The following is a 19,858-nucleotide window of genomic DNA, read 5'->3' on the forward strand; positions in this document are numbered from 1 at the left end:
AACTTCAACGGCCCCTGAGGCGACCGATCCCCGCGGATCTCGAACATCACAACCCCTGAACAAGTCAGGTGTTGCAACCACCGCTAGAACCCAAGAGGAAGGGGGGCTTCACGTACCGGACAACTCGGTCAAGCGAGCATTAATCGGATAATTCGGCTTTCCAGGTATCCTTTGTGGACGGCTGGGAAACCTCGTTGCGGCGCTCAAGTTCCTGGCATGGACCCTCACGGGCGAGGGAAGGCATCCTTGCCGACACCAGCGCGGGCCCCGGCAGGCGGCCGGTCACAACGCCTGGTTTTTGATCACCCGCCGGGTACCCGCGAAGAGCATCCCGATGTTCACCGACTTCGGGCAGACCACGACGGCCACGACGTCGGCGTTGTGGTTGTTCCTGATGAACAGGTGCGTCAGGTTGGCGCTGTTGACGAGGATCTCCTGGAAGTAGTGCTCGGCGCTGCTGACGCCTCGGCGCTCCTTGAAGATGTTCTCGATCATCACGACCGTGCGGCCTTGGAACAGATCCAAGGTCGCGCCGGCGAGGAGGTCGAGGACCTCCGACGGATGGCTGTCGGTGGTTTCGACGGCCAACAACATGCCGGTCGCCAGATCCACCACTCCGGAGGCGAGGCAGTCGGGCACCTCCTGGCGCAACTGCTTGACCATCAAGGTCATCTGGTCCGACATATTCTGGCCGTTACCCAGCATGTCCGTTCTCCTTTTCGGTGTTCGTCCGTGACTTCGGGTGGAGGAGTTCAGCAGGCGTTCGCGATGACGGCCGCGAGAATCGAGCGGACGCGCTCGATCGTGAGCAGGGAAGCCCGGTGCAACCGGGTGATGTCGAGGCCCTCGTCGCCGAGGACGACCATCAACGACGTGCTGTCGATGGAGTAGACGGCCAGGTAACCGCCGCTGCTACGGACCACCGCGTGCCGGAACGCGCCTTGGGCGACCGCGGAGGTGATGGTCAGCGAGAGGCCCAGCTGAGCGGCGCCGAGTGCGGACACCGCGCCGGGATCGATCCGGTCCTCGGCGTCGGCCGCGATGGGCAGGCCGTCCACACCGGCGATCAGGGCTCCGGTCACCCCGCTCACTTGCCTTCTCAAGTCGTTCAGCTCGTCGACCAGCGTTTCACGATCCACCTGGTGTTCCCTTCTGCTGCGAGGTCTCGTCCGAGTTCGTGCGGTTCGTGGAAGGCCCGGCCCGGACGCGGTTGAGCAGCCTGGGCAGTACCTGCCAGCCGGCCGCCCGTGACGGCTTGAGCAGTTCCGACACACCGCTCGCCCCCGGGCTGCGCAGGGGAAGGCCTTTCATGTCACCGCCGGGAACCGACTGGGCTCCGGCTGCGGGCATCCGGGGACGCAGCGGCTTCCGCGAGCCCCCGCCGGGATCCTCGGGAGACTCGACGGCGATCTCGACCAGACCGTCACCGATCATCCGGGAGATCTCGATCGTCACGGGAAAGACGTTGCGCCCCAACACGAACGCGATGTCGCGGGCGGAGCGGCGGCCGTTGGCGCCGGCGAGGATGTCGCGCCGGGCCGCGGTCGACGCGACTCCCGACGAGGCCACCCCGGCCACTGGCACGATCCGGTCGCGATGCGGCGAGACCGCCACCGGCAATGACGCGAGAGCGTCAAGGCGACGCCTGGTCTCGTCGAGCAGCCAGTCGAGCTCGATCGCCGGAGTGACCGGGAGCAGCACGTCGAACCGGTTGTAGTCGATGACGTATTCCTCGATGTCACCCGTCACGATGACGAAAGCGCCGTCCTGCGCGGCCATGGTGGCGACCAGCTGCAGTTCCGTGTTCCCGATCCCGGCGCGAGCGAGAAGCTCGTCCCGCGGCGTCGGACCGCCTGGCCCCGCCCGCAACGCGGCGGACCAGTCCTCCTCGCTGATCCGCCCGGACCGCAGCAGCACGGAGTCCACCCCTGGAGCACCAGGGGTGTCGACGGCGATCACCGCGCCCTCGCGCAGGTGGATCACCCCGCCGGGCCTGCCGGTCAGAGACAACGCGCCGGACACCCCGTCGTCGCAACATACGGTCAGCGCCCGCGCGAGCAGTTCGAAGGAAGACCGGGGCATAAGCGCCACTCACTACTTTCTCTTCAGGCGTGCGGAATGGAAACGCGATACGACAGGTGATCGTCGCGCCGCCCTCGCGGAAGTGGCCGACTCTATGACATCGGAACAAGGATTCCCAGGACGTTCCCCCATTTCTCGCAACGTTCGAAAATTCTCGACACCCCTTGGGGCGCAATCGAAATCGGAAGGATTATCACAGACAACGGTGAGTTGGGGACAAAATCACCGGCATGCCGTTCACGCGCAGGTCACGAAGGGTAAGGGCGATTGGAAATGTCCATACCACCGGGGGCTTTTATATCTTTCGCACGGCACGCGCATCCGCTGTGGAATATCCATGGCGGATTCTGGCCAAATTCATTTCTCGCCAGATCACGCCCGGCGCGGGCCGCGGGCCGCTTCTCGCCCCACGCCGACGGTCTGACCAGGACGGACACACGCGTGTTCCCTCTGGCACAAGAAAGTGCCTTCTTCCGCGCCCCCGCCGCGTAAGCCATGATCACCACCATGGCCAAGAACGCACCGCCCCGCCGCCTCGATGACGCGGCCCTCAGCGACTTCCTCGCCGAACACACCTTCGGCGCCCTCGCGACCGTCAAACGTGACGGCCGCCCGCATCTCTCCACCGTCGTCTACACGTGGGACCCCGAGACGCGCGAGATCCGGATCAGCACGACCGAGGACCGCCTCAAGGTCAAGCAGCTCCGCAACAACCCCACCGCCTCCCTCTACGTCTCCAGCGCCGACCACTGGAAATTCGCTGTCGTGGAAGGAAAAGCGGAACTCTCCGAAGTCACCCGGACACCCGGCGACACCGCCGGTCTCGAATACCTGGCGGCGCAACGGCAAAAGCCCGACGACGAGGCTGAGTTCCTCGAGACCATCGCGGCCGAACGAAGGCTCTACATCACCCTCAAAACCGACAAACTCTATGGAACGGCCCTCGACATCGCTTAACGTACGCACCTGGGAAAGGCCAGGTGAGGAGACGTTCGATGTGGGAAAAACGGATGGAGTGGCCGCTCAACACCGCCGCCGTACTGTTCCTGGCCGCGTACGCCTGGCCGATCCTCCAGCCCTCGCTCGGGCACACCGGGCGGGTCTGGTGCGAGGTCGTCACCTGGCTCGCGTGGGCGGTCTTCGCCCTGGACTACGGCGTCCGCCTCAAGCACGCCGAGGACAAGCGCGCCTTCCTGAAGCACAATCTCTTCGACCTGCTGATCATCGTGCTCCCGCTGATCCGGCAGCTGCGTCTGCTCCGGCTGGTCACGGTGCTCAACGTCCTCAACCGCAACGCCGGCCTGTCGTTACGCGGCCGCGTCGTGGTCTACACGGTGGGCGCGACGGCGCTCATCGTGTTCTGTTCGGCGGTCGCCGTGCTCGACGCCGAACGTGCCGCGCCGGACGCGCCGATCACCGATTTCCCGGACGCGGTGTGGTGGTCGATCACGACGATCACCACGGTCGGCTACGGCGACCGCTATCCCGTCAGCGGCACCGGCCGGCTCGTCGCGGTCGGGCTGATGGTGGCCGGGATCGCCCTGCTCGGTGTGGTCACCGCGACGCTCGCGTCGTGGCTGATCCGCCGGGTGACCGAGGCCGACGAGAACGCGCAGGCCGTGACCCGCGAGCATCTCGACGAGCTGACCCGTGAGGTCAAGGCGTTGCGGGCCGAGCTCGCCGAACAGCGTGCGGTGGTCAGTCCCGCAGCATCGGAGCCGCTAGGTACTGCTCGGGGATAGCGAAGGCGTCCACGAGGGTCCGCGCGTGCGGGCGCAGGTCGGCGCACAGCGCGTTCACCGCGGCGGTGACGGCCTTCGAACGCCCGGAGGTCAGGCGCCCGTGTTCGAGGAACCAGCCACGGTCCGCCTCGATGTTCGCGAGCGCGTAGAGATCGCAGACCCGCTCCAGCAGCTCACGGGCTTCCGCGTCGGCGCAGCGCTCGATGGCGTCGACGAACGCTTCCAGCACCACCCGGTCGACGTGCGCGCGCCCGGCGCGCAGCACGTGATCCTGCCCGTCATTGAAGACACCGAAGGGGTCCGAACCCGCCTTACGCAGGCGCTGCGCGACGCCGCCGAGTACGTGCTCTTCGCGGTCTTCGAACAGCTTCAGGTGCCATTCGCGCGAGTAGAGGACGTCGCCGTCATCCGCTTCGGTGAGCCGCTCGACCACCTTGCGCGCGGACGTCCGTTCGATCACGGCCTCGACGAGCTGCTCCGCCACGAACCGCGCGGTCGCGAGCGGGCTGAGGTCCTCGAAATGATCCTTGTAGCTGGTCAACAACCCTTTCGCGACCAGTTGCAGCAGCACGGTGTTGTCACCTTCGAAGGTGGTGAAGACGTCCGTGTCCGCTTTCAGCCCGGCGAGCAGGTTCTCCGAGAGATAGCCGGAGCCGCCGCATGCCTCACGGGCGGCCTGGATGGTCGCGGTCGCGTGCCAGGTCGAGACGGCCTTGATGCCGGCGGCGCGTGATTCCAGCTCTCGCTGCTCTTCCTCCGGCGAGTCCTCGGCGAGGTCGTTCAGCTTCGAGACGAGTGCTTCCTGCGCGAAGTGCAGTGCGTACGACGTCGCCAGCGCGGGCAGCAGTTTCCGCTGGTGGGCGCGGTAGTCGAGGATGACGACCTCCTCGCCGCCTGGCCGCGCGAACTGCCGCCGCTGCTCGCCGTACCGGATGGCCAGTGCGAGCGCGCGCTTCGTCGCGCTGCCGGCGCTGCCCGCGACACTGACCCGGCCGCGGATGAGGGTTCCGAGCATCGTGAAGAACCGGCGGCCGTCGCTTTCGATCGGACTGCTGTACGTGCCGTCTTCGGCGACGTCACCGAACCGGTTGAGCAACGCCTCGCGGGGAACCCTCACCTGGGTGAAGGTGAGCCGCCCGTTGTCGACGCCGTTGAGACCCGCCTTGCGGCCGCAGTCCTCGATCTCGACACCGCTCACGTTCTCGCCCCGGATCGGCACCACGAACGCGTGCACGCCGCGTGACTCGCCACCGGTGATCAGCTGCGCGAACACCACCGCGAGTTCGCCGTCGCGGGCGGCGTTGCCGATGTACTCCTTCATCGCGCCCCGGTCCGGCGTGTGCACGACGAACTCGCGCGTCGCCGGATCGTAGGTCGCGGTGGTGCGCAGGTGCTGGACGTCCGAGCCATGACCGTGCTCGGTCATCGCGAAACAGCCCAGCAGCTCCAGATCCTTGATCTTCCGCAGGTAGCGCTCGTGGTGGCGTTCGGTGCCGAGCAGCTGCACCGCGCCACCGAACAGGCCCCATTGCACACCGGCCTTCACCATCAGTGAGAGGTCGCCGAAGCCCAGCATCTCGAACGACGTCAACGCGCCGCCGACGTCGCCGCCACCGCCGTACGCCGGGTCGAAACCGAGCCCCGGGCGGTCGGTTTCGGCGAGCTTGCGCAGCCATTCGAGCACCTGGGCGCGATGGGCTTCGGTGTCGATGTCGACCGGGTCTTTGAAGTCCTCCGCCGCCATCTGCGCGCGCACCGCGCGGCGGAGCCCGGCCCACCGTCCATCGAGGACGGTGGTCAGCGCGTCCGAGTCGATCTTCGCGGGAAGTCCTGGTGTGTCCACGGTTCCTCCGATGCGGTGCGGTCTTCACCAAGCCTGCCGCACCGCATCGGGAAGCGCAGCACGAATCAGACCGGTTTCCCGTTGATCGTCGTGTTCTCGAACCGCAGGTCATCGACGTGTTTCAGGACGTTTTCCGTGTTCGCGACACCGTCGAAGCGGCACTCGCTCACCCGCAATCCCCGAACGTGTGAGTTGGGCAACCCCCGGACGTTGAACGCCGCTTGCCCGCATCTCGTGCTCGCGGAGTGGCTGATGGTGAACGGCCCGAACCGAGGGACGTACGCGCCGGTCTGTCCGTTGTAGTCCGGCAGGACGTACACGACCGAGCGGACGAACGTGCCGGAGACGCTGTCGAGGTTGACGTTCTCGGTGAACCCGCCGCGCAAGGTGTTCGACTTGACGTACAGCCCGTATTTCGTCTCGCCGGTGACGGAAAGCTTGTACGCGTAGACGTTCCGGATGCCGCCGGTCTGTTCGCTGCCGCAGGTGATCGCGCCCCAGTTGCCGTCCATCACGCAGTTCGCGACGACGATGTTCTGGCACGGCACGCCGATCCTGCGGCCGTCGGCGTCCCGACCCGACTTCAGCGCGACGTTGTCGTCGTGCGCGCCGAGGTGGGAGTTCACGATCACGACGTGGTCGCAGGACTCCGGATCGCAGGCGTCGGTGTTGGAATGCGCGGTGCTCGCGTCCGTGCGGACACCGTCGATCGTGACGTTCCGGCAGAGCGTGGGGTGCAGCTGCCAGAACATCGGGTTCTTCAGCGTGACGCCTTCGATGAGCACGGTGTCGCACGAGTACGGCTCGACGAACGTGGAGCGCATCGCGTGCCCGGAACCGGGAACGATCCGCCGCTCCGGCGGGATTCCCTTGGCCACCAGCGATTCCAGGTATTCGCGGTCCTTGCCCTTGTTCCAGGACGCCGTGCCCGCCGCGTCGAGGGTGCCCTTCCCGGTCACCGCGATGTTGGCTTCCTTGTACGCGTAGATCATCGGCGACCGGTTCACGCACTCGATGCCCTCGTAGCGGGTGAGCACGTTCGGGAACTTCGAGGCGTCGGAACCGAAAGCGAGCACCGCGCCCGCCGCGAGATGCAGGTCCACGTTGCTCTTGAGATACACCGCACCGGTGACGAAGGTGCCCTTCGGCACGACGACGTGTCCGCCACCGCGCGCGTTGGCCGTCTCGATCGCCTTCCTGATCGCGGCGGTGTTGTCGGTCTTCCCATCGCCCTTGGCGCCGAAATCGAGCACCGAGAACGTCCGGTCCGGGAAGACCGGCCGTTTCGTCCGCGCGACGATGTCGTCGGCCGCGGGCCAGGGAAGGGCCGGGGCCGCCGAGGCGGTGGGCGCGAGCAGTGGGCTCGCGGCCACCACGAGACCGCCCTTGATCAGCCAACGCCGGGAGAATCTGCCGTCCATGACGCCTTCTTTCACAAGAGGACTTCGGTGAAGACGGCGGAATCCCGACTCTACGGGCGGACCCCGGCCTCAGGAAAGATCCGGTCCCTGTGAGCGGAGATCGTCGACCTTGGTCATCGCCTCTCGAAGCTCGGCCAGCCAGGCGTCCGCGTGTTCCCCGACCAGCCGGACCGCCCAGGCGAGCGCCTCCGACCGCGACCGGGCGACGCCTGCGTCGACGAGGGTGTCGAGCACCAGTCGTTCCGGCTGCCGCAGCCTGGTCATGACCGGCGCCGAATGCGTGGTGAACAGGTGCCGTGTGCCGCCGAGGCTCGCGCCCCAGGCGACCTTGCGCTGATAGCGGTGCTCGGCCTGGCGCGCGATCTCGATCCGCTCGTCGCGGGTCTCCTCGCGGAACCGGCTGATCCGGCCGTCCTCGGCCGCCGCGCGGGCGGCGTCGTCGGCGTACTCGCCGGTGAGCGGCTGGAGTTCGCCGACGATGACGATCTCTTCGCGATCCACCGTGACCTCGGGGTCGCCGGTGAACCAGCCCTCCGGGAGCCTGCCGCCGAACCACGCGGCCGCGTCGTCCGCCGACGGGATGTCCGCCTGCTGCCAGCCGCCCCGGCCTTTCCAGCCTCCACGTCCCATTTGCCTCGCCGTCCTGAAGTAGGTGTGCATGCTCGCCTCCGCGATTACATGATTACAACGCTACCGACGCTACGCGCGTATCAGGGGAGAGTCAGGTGTGTTCTCCCCCGGCGAAAAGGGTTCAGCCGAGCTGAGAGCGCAGTTCCTCGGCGGTCGTGACGGGCCGTTCGCACACGTACCCACGGCATACGTACGCGGCGGCGGCACCGTCGACCAGCGGCCGATCGGCCAGCAGCGGTACTCCGTCCGCGTCCGGCGTGCCGCTCACGACGACGGCGCCGTCCGGCGACGAAGCGAGGGCGGCGGCCAGCAGATCCGCGCGTGAAGCGGCATCGGGACCGACGATCGCCACCTGCACCGGGCCGGCAGCGGCGGCTTCGGCGACCGTGAGCCAGTGCCCGGCGAACCGCGGCGCGTGGGCGGCGAGCCGTCCCGCCCGGGCCAGCGCCTGCTCGGCCGCCTCGCGGTAGCGGCCCACCCGGTCGTGCCCGGCCAGCACGGACGCGGTCAGCAACGCGTTCGCCAGCGCCGAAGCCCCCGACGGGCTCGCGTTGTCGGTCGGGTCGGAAGGCCGCTGCACCAGGACTTCCGCGTCGTCGGCCGTGTCGTAGTAGGCCCCCGTCGCGTCCGGCACGCCGAAGTGGGCCAAGGCGAGGTCCAGCAAGGTGATGGCGTCGGCGAGCCACCGCGGTTCCCCGGTCGCCTGGTGAAGTTCGAGCAGCCCCTCGGCGAGGCACGCGTAGTCTTCCAGCACCCCGGCCGTCGTGCCGACGACGCCGTCGCGGGAAGTCCGGCGCAGGCGTCCGGCCACGAAATGGGTGTCCATCAGGAAAGCCGCCGCGCGAGCCGCCGCTTCGATCCACTGTGGACGATCGAGCCGCGCGCCCGCTTTGGCGAGCGCGCCGATCGCGAGCCCGTTCCACGCGGCGATCACCTTGTCGTCGCGGGCGGGCTGGGGTCGCTCGTTTCGCGCGGTCAGCAGCACGCGGCGAACTCGCTCATAACGCATTTCGTCCTCTGGATGCGGCTCGCGCAGCCGCAGTGTCGAAGCGCCATGCTCGAAATTGCCCCGCTCGGTCACCTGGAACAGCTCGGCCGCCCAGGCGCCGTCCTCCTCGCCGAGCACTTCGGCCAGTTGCGCGGGAGTCCAGACGTAGGTCAGCCCCTCGACGCCATCGGTGTCCGCGTCGAGCGACGCGGCGAAACCGCCTTCGGCCGTCCCGAGGTCGCGCAGCAGGAACTCCGCGGTCTCCTCGACCGTCCGCCGCGCGTACTCATGCCCGGTCACCCCATGGAACTGCGCGTAGAATCGCAGCAGCAAACCGTTGTCGTACAACATCTTCTCGAAGTGCGGCACTTCCCAGCGCGCGTCGACCGAGTAGCGCGCGAACCCTCCGGCGAGCTGATCGCCAAGGCCGCCCGTCGTCATCATTTCGGCCGTGTGCTCGACCATGTCGAGGCCGGAACCGGTGCGCTCGTGGTGACGCAGCAGGAAGTTCAAGGCCATTGTCGGCGGGAACTTCGGCGCTCCCCCGAATCCGCCGTTCCCGGTGTCGTACTCCTTGCGCAGCGTGGCGACCGCGGAATCCAGCGCAGCACCGTCCACAACGGACCCAGGCAGTGGCCCGCTCTTCTCCGTGAGGTGGGCGATGATCTGCCGGGCACCGGAACGCAACTCGTCCGGCCGCTCGCCCCAGGCCTCGGCGACCGCGACGAGCAGCTGCGAGAACGACGGCATCCCCGGCCGCGGTGACGGCGGATAGTAAGTGCCGCAATGGAACGGTTCACCCTCCGGCGTCAGGAAACACGTCATCGGCCAGCCGCCCTGGCCGGTCATCGCCTGCGTGGCCGCCATGTACACCGAGTCGATGTCCGGGCGCTCCTCGCGGTCCACCTTGATGTTGACGAAGTTCGCGTTCATCAGCGTGGCGGTGGCCTCGTCCTCGAAGGACTCGTGCGCCATGACGTGACACCAGTGGCAAGCCGCGTAGCCGACCGAAAGCAGGATCGGCACGTTCCGCCGTTTCGCCTCGGCCAGCGCTTCCTCACCCCACGGCCACCAGTCCACCGGGTTGCCGGCATGCTGCAGCAGGTACGGACTGGTCGCGGCCTTCAGGCGGTTCGACATGTCACCAGGGTCGCACGCGGAAAAGCGGGCGCGCAGAACGGCCTTCTGCGCGACACTCATCCGGTGCTCTTGACCATGACGACCACTCGGAACCCCGCCACCGACCTGGGCTTTCTCCTGCACAAGCATCCGGAGAAGGCGCAGTCCTTCACGCTCTCGGCCGGAACGGCGCATGTCTTCTACCCCGAGGCGTCCGACGAGCGCTGCACCGTCGCGCTGCTGGTCGAGATCGACCCGGTCGAGCTCGTGCGCGGGGGCGGCACGTCGCTGACCCAGTACGTCAACGACCGGCCGTACGCGGGCGGCTCGTATCTGGCGGTGGCGCTGCGGGCGGTCTTCACGACGGCGCTGGCGGGCCGGTGCGCGAACCGGCCGGAGCTGGCCGACGAGCGGCTCCCGCTCGAGATCCGCGTGCCGTCGCTGACCGCGCGCGGCGGCGCCGAGGTCGTCCACAAGCTGTTCGAACCCCTCGGCTGGCAGGTCGAAACGAAGGCCATCCCGCTCGATCCCGAATTCCCGCAGTGGGGCGATTCCCGCTACGTCGATCTCCAGCTGACCGGCACCCAGCGCGTCGTCGACGCGTTGCGGCACCTGTACGTCCTGCTGCCCGCGCTCGACGGCGACAAGCACTACTGGATCGGCCAGGACGAAGCGGACAAGCTGCTGCGAGTCGGCGAAGGCTGGCTCGCCGGGCATCCGGAACGCGACCTGATCACCAACAGGTACCTCGAACGACGTCGCCCGATCGTCTCGTACGCGCTCGCCCGACTCGCCGAGGCGGACGACGTGCCGGCCGAAGCCGAGGCCCTGGTCACCGAGCTGCCGGACCGGCCAGAGCCGCTGGCCGTCCAGCGCCAGGGCAGTGTGCTCGCGGCACTCCGGGCGGCGGGCGCGCGGCGTGTGCTCGACCTCGGCTGCGGTGGTGGCGCGCTGCTGCGGGTGCTGCAGAAGGAGCCGTCGTTCACCGAGATCGTCGGCGTCGATGTGTCCGCGAGCGCGCTCGACATCGCCGAAAAGCGGCTGAAGGACAAGACGCGGATCACCCTGAAGCAGTCCGCGCTGACGTACGCGGATCCGTCGCTGGCCGGATACGACGCGGCCGTGTTGATGGAGGTGATCGAGCACGTCGACGAGGAGCGCCTGCCCGCGCTGGAGCACGCCGTGTTCGGTGTCGCCGCGCCGCGGACCGTGCTCGTCACGACGCCGAACGCCGAGTACAACCGGCACTTCGAATTCCTCGGAGAAGGCCGGTTCCGGCACGCCGACCACCGTTTCGAATGGACACGCGAGCAGTTCCGCTCATGGGCCGAAGGCGTCGCGGCACGACACGGCTACGACGTCCGCCACCTGCCGGTGGGACAGGAGTCCCAGGAATCAGGACCGCCGACCCAAATGGCGGTCTTCACGTCTCGAAAGGAGGCCGTGGCATGAAACTGACCATCCCCGACATGTCCCTCGTCGTGCTCGTCGGCGCCTCCGGCTCCGGCAAGTCGACCTTCGCGCGGACGCATTTCGCGCCGACGCAGGTGTTGTCCAGCGACTACTTCCGAGGTCTGGTGGCCGACGACGAGAACGACCAGAGCGCGTCGGCCGCCGCCTTCGACGTGCTCCACTACGTCGCGGCGAAGCGGCTCGAAGCGGGCCGGATCACCGTCATCGACGCGACGAACGTCCAGCGCGCGTCCCGGGCGAGCCTGCTGAAGCTGGCGAAGGAGCACGACGTCCTCCCGACGGCGATCGTGCTGGATCTGCCCGTGAAGGTCTGCCACGAACGCAACGCGGCCAGGCCCGACCGCGACTTCGGCGAGCACGTCGTCCGGCGTCAGCGCGGCGAGCTGCATCGTTCGCTGAAGTCGTTGGAGCGCGAGGGTTTCCGTCGCGTGCACGTGTTGCGGAGCGAAGCCGAGGTCGCCGAAGCGGAGATCGTCGTCGAGCCGCTGCGCAACGACCGCCGCGAGCTGACCGGGCCGTTCGACGTGATCGGCGACGTCCACGGCTGCCGGGAGGAACTGGACGAACTGCTCACCGAACTGGGTTACGTCGACGGCGTGCACCCGGAAGGCCGGACCGCGGTGTTCGTCGGCGACCTCGTCGACCGCGGCCCCGACACGCCGGGGGTGCTTCGCCGGGTGATGGCGATGGCCGAGGCGGGCAGCGCGCTGGTCGTCTGCGGGAACCACGAGCAGAAACTGGTCCGCGCGCTGAACGGGCGCAACGTCAAGACGACGCACGGTCTCGCGGAGTCGCTGGAACAGCTTGCCGCACAGGACGAGGACTTCCGCGCGAAGGCGCACGCTTTCTGCGAAGGCCTTATCGCGCACTACGTCCTCGACGGCGGCGACCTTGTCGTCGCGCACGCGGGCCTGCCCGAGAAGTTCCACGGGCGCGCGTCCGGCCGGGTCCGGAGCACCGCGCTGTACGGCGACACCACCGGTGAGACCGACGAATACGGCCTGCCGGTGCGGCTGCCGTGGGCGCGCGACTACCGCGGCAAGGCGATGGTCCTCTATGGACACACGCCGACGCTGGAACCGGAGTGGATCAACGGGACCATGTGTCTCGACACGGGCTGCGTCTTCGGCGGCGAGCTGACCGCTTTGCGTTACCCGGAGCGGGAGGTCGTCTCGGTGAAGGCCAAGAAGGTCTGGTACGAGCCGTCACGCCCGCTCGAACCGGCGCGGCCGCTGGGCGGACGCGAACCGGCGGTGCTGGAACTGGGCGACGTCACCGGGAAGCGGATCATCGAGACGCGGCACCACGGCCGGGTCGGGGTTTCCGCCGAACAGTCGGCGGCGGCGCTCGAGGTGATGAGCCGCTTCGCCGTCGACCCGCGCTGGCTGCCGTACCTGCCGCCGACCATGGCGCCGTGTTCGACGTCCGCCACGGACGGCTACCTCGAACATCCCGAGGAGGCTTTCGCCGAGTTCCGCGCGGCGGGTGTCGACCACGTCCTGTGCGAAGAGAAGCACATGGGCTCGCGGGCCGTCGTGCTCGTGTGCCGTGACGACGACGTGGCGCCCGCGCGGTTCGGGATCCAAGGTCCGGGCGCGGTGTACACCCGCACCGGGCGGCCGTTCTTCACCCCGGACCAGAACGCGCGGCTGCTCGCCGGTGTGCGGGAAGCGGCGTCGGAACTGTTCGAGGAGCTGGACACCGGCTGGCTGCTGCTCGACACGGAACTGCTGCCGTGGAGCGCGAAAGCGGGGTCGCTGATCTCGGGTCAGTACGCGGCCGTCGGCGCGGCGGCCCAAGCCGTGCTGCCCGCCGCCGTCGCCTCGCTGGACGCGGCCGCGGCTCGTGGGGTGGACGTGTCGGACCTGATGGAGCGGACACGGGTGCGCGAGTCCACTGTGGACGCGTACCGGCGGGCGTACCGGCGCTACTGCTGGCCGACCGACGACCTCGACGGCGTCCGGCTGGCGCCGTTCCAGATCCTGGCGTCGGAGGGGCACGCGTACCACGACCGGCCGCACGACTGGCATCTTTCGCTGCTGGACCGGCTCACCGGCGACCTGTTCACGCGCACGCGGACTCTGGTCGTGGACACCACTGACCCGGCGTCGGTGGCTCGCGGCGTCGAGTGGTGGCTGGACCTGACCGGCGCGGGCGGCGAGGGCATGGTCGTCAAACCGGCGGCGAACCTGACGCGCGGCGCGCGCGGGCTGGTGCAGCCGGGAGTGAAGGTGCGCGGGCGGGAGTACCTGCGGATCATCTACGGGCCGGACTACACGTTGCCGGAGAACCTGGAGCGGCTGCGTAAACGCGGGCTGAACCGGAAGCGGGCCCTGGCGTCACGCGAATACGCGCTGGGGCTGGAGGCACTGGAGCGGCTGGCGCGCGGGGAACCGCTGTGGCGGGTGCACGAGTGCGTGTTCGCCGTGCTGGCACTGGAGTCGGATCCGGTCGACCCGCGCCTCTGACGCGCTTTCGCTCGTGAGTGGTAAGGACGGTTAGAACCGTCCTTACCACTCACGAGCGTCAGTCGGATTTGGCGGTCGGTTTCTCAGGAGCCTCCTCCGCCGGAGCGGCAGGCTCGTCGAAGCTCTCCGGAACCCGCTTCAGGTGCTTGGTCATCGACCGCACCAGCAGCGCGACGGCGATCAGGAACAGGATCAGGATCAGGAAACCCACCGGCGACGACTTGCCGAAGTCCTCACCTTGGCCGCCGTTGTCGCCGTTGCCGGGCTGCTGCGCCAGGAACTGCGACGACACCGTCACCGGAACGACGGCGAACGCCGGCACCACGAAACTCATCTAGCCCTCCTTCAAGCCGGCGAACAGATCGTCCTCCGGCAGGGTGCTGTCCACCAGTGAGCGGACCAGCTCGTACTCCTCGGTCGGCCAGACCTCGCGCTGCAGGTCGCGGGGGACGGCGAACCAGCGGCTGTTCGGGTCGATCTGGGTGGCGTGCGCCTTGAGGGCCTCGTCACGCTGCTCGAAGTAGTCGCCGCATTCGACGCGGGTGGTCACCCGCTCCATGACGTCGGCCTTCTCCGGGTCCCACGACTTGAGCCACTCCTCGTACGGCGACTCCAGGCCGCGCGCGAGCAGGCCCTCGTGGAACACGGTCATCCTGGCGCGCGAGAACCCATGCACGTAGTACAGCTTCATCGGCTGCCACGGCTCGCCCGCGTCCGGGTACCGCTCCGCCTCGCCCGCAGCGTCGAAGGCCGCGACCGAGATCTCGTGCGTGCGGATGTGGTCGGGGTGCGGATACCCGCCGTTCTCGTCGTAGGTGACGATCACGTGCGGGCGGAACTCGCGGATGACCTTCACCAGGGCGCCGGTGGACTCTTCGAGCGGGATGACCGCGAACGACCCCTCGGGGACCGGGGGAAGCGGGTCGCCCTCGGGCAGGCCCGAGTCGATGAACCCGAGCCACGTGTGGCTCACGCCGAGGATCTTGGCCGCGCGGGCCATCTCCTCCCGGCGGATCTCGGTCATGTTGGCCAGTACGTCGGGACGGTCCATGGCCGGGTTCAGCACACTGCCCGCTTCGCCGCCGGTACAGGTCACGACCATGACCTCGTGCCCTTCGGCGGCGTACCTGGCCATGGTGGCGGCACCCTTGCTCGACTCGTCGTCGGGGTGCGCGTGCACCGCCATCAGGCGGAGGCGTGACTTCGGCGGTTCATCGGCTGACACCATGCTCCGAACGTCCCCTTCTCGTTCCCTATTCCCCTCCAGACCCTGCCTGACGGCCTGCCCGGCCGGGCGCGGATACTCGAGGGGAACCACTCGCATACGACCCCATTGTCCCTGCGAGCACGACGAGACCTACCGGAGGCCCGGGTTGAGCACGGGACAGGATGCTCCCAGCGCGGAAAGCACCCGGACGGACGTGCCCGAGGACCGCTACGGCAAGACTCGCGCCGCGAAGCCCGCGCGCTGGCGGCGCCTGGTGTTCGGCCTGGTCGCGCTGCTGGTCAGCGGCGGAATCACCTATGTCGCGTACACGAACTTCGGCAGCGCGCCCATCGAGGGCGAGCGCGTCTCGTTCGACGAGAAGCCGGGCGACGCGATGGAGATCACCATCAACGTGACCAGGGACGATGTGAACCGGCCTGGCGTGTGCGTGGTCCGGGTCCGCGACAAGGCGGGGGCCGAAAGCGGCCGTAAAGAGGTCTTGATTCAGCCCGGTTCGAAGAACAGCAGGGTGACAACCACCATCAAGAGCATCGGAAGGCCGGTCACGGCTGATATCTTCGGGTGCTCATACGACGTACCACGGTACCTGTCAAGGCCATAGCGGCCAACGGGGTGAAACCGGCGCCCAACGCCGAGGCGCGACCGAATTCCACCGGCGGCGATGCCTCGCGCCGTGTTACTCTGATCTACCGGCACGGCCCAAGACGGGCCGTGTTTTTCCTTTATCTCAGCCAGGCCGGCGCGCCATGCCGGTCCGGTGGCCGGCTTGTACACCCAAGCCTGGCAGGCCCTACTAGGAGATGGTGACCGTGAGCGACACAAAGGTGACCTGGCTGACCCAGGATGCCTACGACAGGCTCAAGCAGGAACTCGACCACTACATCGAGCTCCGCCCGGTCATCGCTGCGAAGATCAACGACAGCCGGGAAGAGGGCGACCTCAAGGAGAACGGCGGTTACCACGCCGCCCGTGAAGAGCAGGGCCAGCACGAGGCCCGCATCCGCCACCTCCAGGAGCTCCTCCGCTCGGCCAAGGTGGGCGAGCCGCCCGCCAACGACGGCAGCGCGGGACCGGGCAAGGTCCTCACCGTGCGTTACGACGGTGACGACGAAGACGAGAACTTCCTCTTGGCGACCCGTGAAGAGGGCACCGAGGGCGACCTGGACGTCTACTCGCCGGAGTCCCCGCTCGGCAAGGCGCTGCTCGGCGCCAAAGAGGGCGAGACCCGCGAGTACGAGCTGCCCAACGGCAGCATCCAGAAGGTGACGCTCGTCAAGGCCGTGCCGTACACCGGCAAGTGAGCCTCCGCGCGCTGCTTTTGAGCCGAAGGCCCAGGGAACTCGATGAAGGGGCGCCCTCCGCACACAACGCGAGTTGGATGCGGGCGGCGCCTCTTCGGCGTCACCCGGCCCGATATGGCCGGGCACGCATATGAGCCGTTAGCGTGACCTCCGGAGAATTCTGGAGGGAATCATGAGCGAGCTACCGATCTGCGTCGCCTGCGGCATGCAGTACGCGGAACCCAGGTCCGACTGCCCGATCTGCGAGGACGAACGTCAGTACATCCCGCAGGCCGGACAACGGTGGACCGATCTGAACACCGTCCGCGCGAGCGGGACGTACACGGCTCGCGTCGAGGAGCAGGGACCCGGCCTCATCGGGGTCGGATCCACACCCAACTTCGCCATCGGCGAGCGGGCTCTGCTGGTCAAGGCCGGATCCGGCAACTTCCTGTGGGACTGCGCGGGCTACATCGACGACGATCTGGTCGCGAAGGTCCGCGAACTCGGCGGGATCACCGGCATCGCGATCAGCCACCCGCACTACTACACCACCATGGTCGAGTGGGCCCACGCCTTCGACGTGCCGGTCTACCTGCACGAGGGCGACCAGCAGTGGATCGGCAGGCCGGATCCGGCGATCAAGCTGTGGAGCGGCGCGACCCTCGACGTCGCCCCCGACCTGCGGCTGATCAACCTCGGCGTGCATTTCGCCGGCGGGACCGTGCTGCACTGGCCGGACGGCGAGAACGGCCGCGGCGCGGTGCTCTCGGGCGACATCCTGCAGGTCATCCCCGACCGCCGTTTCGTCGGCATGATGTACAGCTATCCGAACCTGATCCCGGAACGTCCCGAGGTCGTCCGGCGCGCCGCCGAGATGCTCGAACCGTACGAGTTCGAGGCGATCTACGGCGCTTGGTGGGACGCGATCATCCGCACCGACGGTCACGAGGCGGTCCAGCGGTCGGCGAAGCGGTACCTGAGCCAGGTGGGCTAGCTCCTCGCCAGCCGTTCCAGCAGCGGCCGTACGCGCGGCGGAACCGGCGTCGACAACGCGATCGACGTCGACGTCCGCCGCACGTACGGCGCGCCGACCACCTCGTCCACCACACGCTGCAGGTCGTCGTTGTTGCGCGCCACCATCCGCACGAAGAGGTCGCCCTGGCCGGTCGTCGCGTAGACCTCGCACACCTCGTCGATCGCGGCCAGCGCCTCCGCGACCGCGGCCCGGCGGCCCTGCGCGATCTCCAGGACGGCGAACGCGGTGAGGCCGTACCCCATAGCCGCGAGGTCGAGTTCGGGCGGGAACCCGCCGAGGATCCCGCGTTCGGTCAGCCGGTCCAGCCTCGCCTGCACGGTGCCCCGCGCGACGCCGAGACGGCGGGCGCATTCGAGTACACCGAGCCGGGGCGAGTCGGTGAGCAAGAGCAGTAGCCGCGCGTCCAGCGCGTCGAGTGCTTCCGACATCGGCCTTACCTCCTACGCAGGTTGTCCACTTTGACTGCGACATCCGGCCTTTGACTGGACATAGTGCGCAGTGAAATCTTTGACCGTTGCGCATTTTGTCACGCGCTCGGATGCTTCAGGGCATGACGCACACAGTGGAACCCCAGGGTGCTCTTGACGACGTTAGCTACGACCAGCTGCGTCAGCTCGTCGGCCTCGTCGATCACGACTCTTCGACCGACCCCTTCCCGGTGAAGTCGATGGACGCGGTGGTGTTCATCGCGGGCAACGCCACGCAGACCGCGTGGTTCTACCAGGTCGCTTTCGGCATGCGGCTCGTCGCGTACTCCGGCCCCGAGACCGGGAACTTCGAGCGCAAGTCGTTCGTGCTGAAGTCGGGCTCTGCCCGCTTCGTGATCACCGGCGGCGTCAAGCCCGGCTCCCCGCTGCTCGACCACCACCGCCGCCACGGCGACGGCGTCATCGACCTCGCGCTCGAGGTCGCCGACGTCGACCGGTGCATCGAACACGCCCGCTCGCAGGGCGCCACCGTCCTCGAGGAGCCGCACGACGTCTCGGACGAGCACGGCACCGTGCGCATCGCCGCGATCGCGACCTACGGCGAGACCCGCCACACGCTGATCGACCGGTCGAAGTACACCGGCGTCTACCTGCCCGGCTACGAGCCGCGCGAGAGTAGCGTCGTCCGCCCGGAAGGCGCGCCGAAGCGGCTGTTCCAGGCCGTCGACCACTGCGTCGGCAACGTCGAACTCGGCAAGATGGACTACTGGGTCGACTGGTACCACCGCGTCATGGGCTTCGTGAACATGGCGGAGTTCGTCGGCGACGACATCGCGACCGAGTATTCGGCACTGATGAGCAAGGTGGTCTCCAACGGCAACCACCGCGTCAAGTTCCCCCTCAACGAGCCGGCGATCGCCAAGAAGAAGTCGCAGATCGACGAGTACCTCGAGTTCTACGGCGGCGCGGGCTGCCAGCACATCGCGCTGGCCACCAACGACATCGTCGCGACGGTGACCGCGATGCGCGCCGCGGGCGTCGAGTTCCTCGACACCCCGGACTCCTACTACGACGACCCGGAGCTGCGCGCGCGGATCGGCGAGGTCCGGGTGCCGATCGAGACGCTCAAGGCGCACCGCATCCTGGTCGACCGCGATGAGGACGGCTATCTGCTGCAGATCTTCACCAAGCCGATCGGCGACCGCCCGACCGTGTTCTACGAGCTCATCGAGCGGCACGGTTCGCTCGGCTTCGGCAAGGGCAACTTCAAGGCCCTGTTCGAGGCCATCGAGCGTGAGCAGGAGCGCCGCGGCAATCTCTGACTCCGGCAGTTCGCAGGGCGTGAAAGGGCTCTTCATCGCACTTCGTGCGGTGAAGAGCCCTTTCACTGCGTGATGGGGCCGACTTTGTCGTGCCTGAGTGGTACATCGGATGAGCACTAGGCTGTTCGACGCAACTTCGAGCACACCGGAACCGGTGGCGTCTTCGGACCGTCAGTGTGAAGACGTCAGCATGCAGCTTTGGAAGGGTCCCGATGCCGGACAACGTCGACGCCAGCGAACGAATGGTGGACAACTGGACGAAGCAGATCCAGGAGACCGCCGCGCGCTATCAGGCGATGGCCGCACGCATGCAGGGCCAGACCGTGACCGAGCGGTCGAAGGACAACACCATCGAGGTCACGATCGACTCGAAGGGCCTGCTCACGAACCTGGTCATCTCCGAAGCCGCGAGCGGCAAACGGATGGCGGAGGTCTCGTCGCAGGTCATGCGCCTCGTCCAGCTCGCGCAGTCCCGGATCCCGGAGCTGCTGCAGGCGGCGATGGCCGAGACGGTCGGAACCACCGACGAGACGGCGAACCGGGTGATCGCGGAAGCGCAGAGCACCTTCCCGGAAGCCCCGCCGGAGGAGAACCTCGCACCGCCGGAACCGGAGCGGCACCACCGCTTCGGCCCGGAGGAAGAAGAGCCGCCGTCCTCGCAGGCGAGTCCGCCCCAGAATCCGCCCCAGAATCCGCCTCAGCCGAAGCCGATCCCGCGCCGCCGCCGCACGCAGGACGACGATGACGACGACTTCGGCGGCAGCATCCTTTCGTAGACGTCCATCCGGCCTGGTA

The 19,858-nt window shown here is 68.0% G+C and carries 19 protein-coding genes; 9 read left to right on the plus strand and 10 right to left on the minus strand.

From position 1 onward, the window contains the following. Window positions 1–282 precede the first annotated feature (282 nt). Genes AC069H_RS31520 through AC069H_RS31530 form a run of 3 tightly spaced genes read right to left on the minus strand, consistent with a single transcriptional unit; the run spans window position 283 to window position 2,082 of the window. Entirely contained in the window at window positions 283–705 is a 423-nt protein-coding gene (locus AC069H_RS31520) for a hypothetical protein (RefSeq protein ID WP_340687094.1), read from the minus strand. A 47-nt stretch (window positions 706–752) separates the two neighbouring features. Further along, window positions 753–1,139 carry a roadblock/LC7 domain-containing protein gene (locus tag AC069H_RS31525; RefSeq protein WP_478226239.1) on the minus strand — a complete coding sequence of 129 codons (387 nt, stop codon included), beginning with the start codon at window positions 1,137–1,139 and terminating at the stop codon, window positions 753–755. Then, window positions 1,129–2,082 carry a hypothetical protein gene (locus AC069H_RS31530; protein WP_478234740.1) on the minus strand — a complete coding sequence of 318 codons (954 nt, stop codon included), beginning with the start codon at window positions 2,080–2,082 and terminating at the stop codon, window positions 1,129–1,131. The genes AC069H_RS31525 and AC069H_RS31530 overlap by 11 nt, the downstream gene beginning before the upstream one ends. Before the next feature lie 507 nt (window positions 2,083–2,589). On the opposite strand from AC069H_RS31530, the gene AC069H_RS31535 reads away from it, so the two are divergent. Continuing rightward, window positions 2,590–3,039: a pyridoxamine 5'-phosphate oxidase family protein gene (locus AC069H_RS31535; protein ID WP_340687091.1), complete on the plus strand. Its 450-nt coding sequence runs from the start codon at window positions 2,590–2,592 to the stop codon at window positions 3,037–3,039. A gap of 38 nt (window positions 3,040–3,077) precedes the next feature. Continuing rightward, window positions 3,078–3,824, plus strand: a complete 747-nt coding sequence (locus AC069H_RS31540) for a potassium channel family protein (RefSeq protein WP_478226237.1) — start codon at window positions 3,078–3,080, stop codon at window positions 3,822–3,824. Here AC069H_RS31540 and AC069H_RS31545 read toward each other — a convergent pair. The 4 genes from AC069H_RS31545 to AC069H_RS31560 form a co-directional block, all read right to left on the minus strand. Next, window positions 3,781–5,667: an acyl-CoA dehydrogenase family protein gene (locus AC069H_RS31545; RefSeq protein ID WP_478234741.1), complete on the minus strand. Its 1,887-nt coding sequence runs from the start codon at window positions 5,665–5,667 to the stop codon at window positions 3,781–3,783. The two genes, AC069H_RS31540 and AC069H_RS31545, sit on opposite strands and share 44 nt — an antisense overlap. Window positions 5,668–5,732: 65 nt before the next feature. Beyond that, entirely contained in the window at window positions 5,733–7,088 is a 1,356-nt protein-coding gene (locus AC069H_RS31550) for a glycoside hydrolase family 28 protein (RefSeq protein WP_478226235.1), read from the minus strand. Between the two features lie 69 nt (window positions 7,089–7,157). Continuing rightward, window positions 7,158–7,718 (minus strand): hypothetical protein, encoded by a 561-nt coding sequence (locus AC069H_RS31555; RefSeq protein WP_192744116.1) that lies wholly within the window; start codon window positions 7,716–7,718, stop codon window positions 7,158–7,160. Between the two features lie 121 nt (window positions 7,719–7,839). Next, the gene (locus tag AC069H_RS31560; protein ID WP_478234742.1) at window positions 7,840–9,846 is read right to left on the minus strand and encodes a thioredoxin domain-containing protein; all 2,007 of its coding nucleotides are present in this window, start codon (window positions 9,844–9,846) and stop codon (window positions 7,840–7,842) included. Between the two features lie 63 nt (window positions 9,847–9,909). Here AC069H_RS31560 and AC069H_RS31565 point away from each other — a divergent pair, with 63 nt between their 5' ends. Together AC069H_RS31565 and AC069H_RS31570 are read left to right on the plus strand one after the other, a co-directional pair. After that, a complete protein-coding gene (locus AC069H_RS31565) occupies window positions 9,910–11,277 on the plus strand; it encodes a 3' terminal RNA ribose 2'-O-methyltransferase Hen1 (protein ID WP_478234743.1) in 1,368 nt (455 codons plus the stop codon). Beyond that, complete coding sequence (locus AC069H_RS31570) at window positions 11,274–13,766, plus strand: polynucleotide kinase-phosphatase (RefSeq protein WP_478234744.1); 2,493 nt, start codon at window positions 11,274–11,276, stop codon at window positions 13,764–13,766. Before AC069H_RS31565 ends, AC069H_RS31570 begins: the two co-directional genes overlap by 4 nt. Window positions 13,767–13,824: 58 nt before the next feature. On the opposite strand, the gene AC069H_RS31575 is transcribed toward AC069H_RS31570, so the two are convergent. Further along, entirely contained in the window at window positions 13,825–14,100 is a 276-nt protein-coding gene (locus tag AC069H_RS31575) for a hypothetical protein (RefSeq protein ID WP_478234745.1), read from the minus strand. Then, window positions 14,101–14,994 carry a mycothiol conjugate amidase Mca gene (gene mca / locus AC069H_RS31580; RefSeq protein WP_478226231.1) on the minus strand — a complete coding sequence of 298 codons (894 nt, stop codon included), beginning with the start codon at window positions 14,992–14,994 and terminating at the stop codon, window positions 14,101–14,103. It abuts the gene before it with no gap. Between the two features lie 145 nt (window positions 14,995–15,139). Between mca and AC069H_RS31585 the strand changes: the two genes are divergently transcribed. The 3 genes from AC069H_RS31585 (at window position 15,140) to AC069H_RS31595 (ending at window position 17,271) form a co-directional block, all read left to right on the plus strand. Beyond that, the gene (locus AC069H_RS31585) at window positions 15,140–15,595 is read left to right on the plus strand and encodes a DUF4307 domain-containing protein (protein WP_478226230.1); all 456 of its coding nucleotides are present in this window, start codon (window positions 15,140–15,142) and stop codon (window positions 15,593–15,595) included. Window positions 15,596–15,794: 199 nt separating this feature from the next. Next, window positions 15,795–16,295, plus strand: a complete 501-nt coding sequence (gene greA, locus AC069H_RS31590; protein WP_016337198.1) for a transcription elongation factor GreA — start codon at window positions 15,795–15,797, stop codon at window positions 16,293–16,295. 172 nt (window positions 16,296–16,467) lie between these two features. Then, window positions 16,468–17,271, plus strand: coding sequence for an MBL fold metallo-hydrolase (locus AC069H_RS31595; protein WP_478226229.1), 804 nt, complete (start codon window positions 16,468–16,470; stop codon window positions 17,269–17,271). Here AC069H_RS31595 and AC069H_RS31600 read toward each other — a convergent pair. Continuing rightward, window positions 17,268–17,741: an Lrp/AsnC family transcriptional regulator gene (locus AC069H_RS31600; protein WP_478234746.1), complete on the minus strand. Its 474-nt coding sequence runs from the start codon at window positions 17,739–17,741 to the stop codon at window positions 17,268–17,270. The genes AC069H_RS31595 and AC069H_RS31600 overlap by 4 nt on opposite strands. A 122-nt stretch (window positions 17,742–17,863) precedes the next feature. On the opposite strand from AC069H_RS31600, the gene hppD reads away from it, so the two are divergent. Both hppD and AC069H_RS31610 read left to right on the plus strand, forming a co-directional pair. Further along, a complete protein-coding gene (gene hppD / locus AC069H_RS31605) occupies window positions 17,864–19,063 on the plus strand; it encodes a 4-hydroxyphenylpyruvate dioxygenase (protein ID WP_478226227.1) in 1,200 nt (399 codons plus the stop codon). Between the two features lie 212 nt (window positions 19,064–19,275). Then, a complete protein-coding gene (locus AC069H_RS31610; RefSeq protein ID WP_478226226.1) occupies window positions 19,276–19,839 on the plus strand; it encodes a YbaB/EbfC family nucleoid-associated protein in 564 nt (187 codons plus the stop codon). Window positions 19,840–19,858: the final 19 nt, after the last annotated feature.

This window comes from Amycolatopsis sp. NPDC043887 (genome assembly GCF_056435665.1).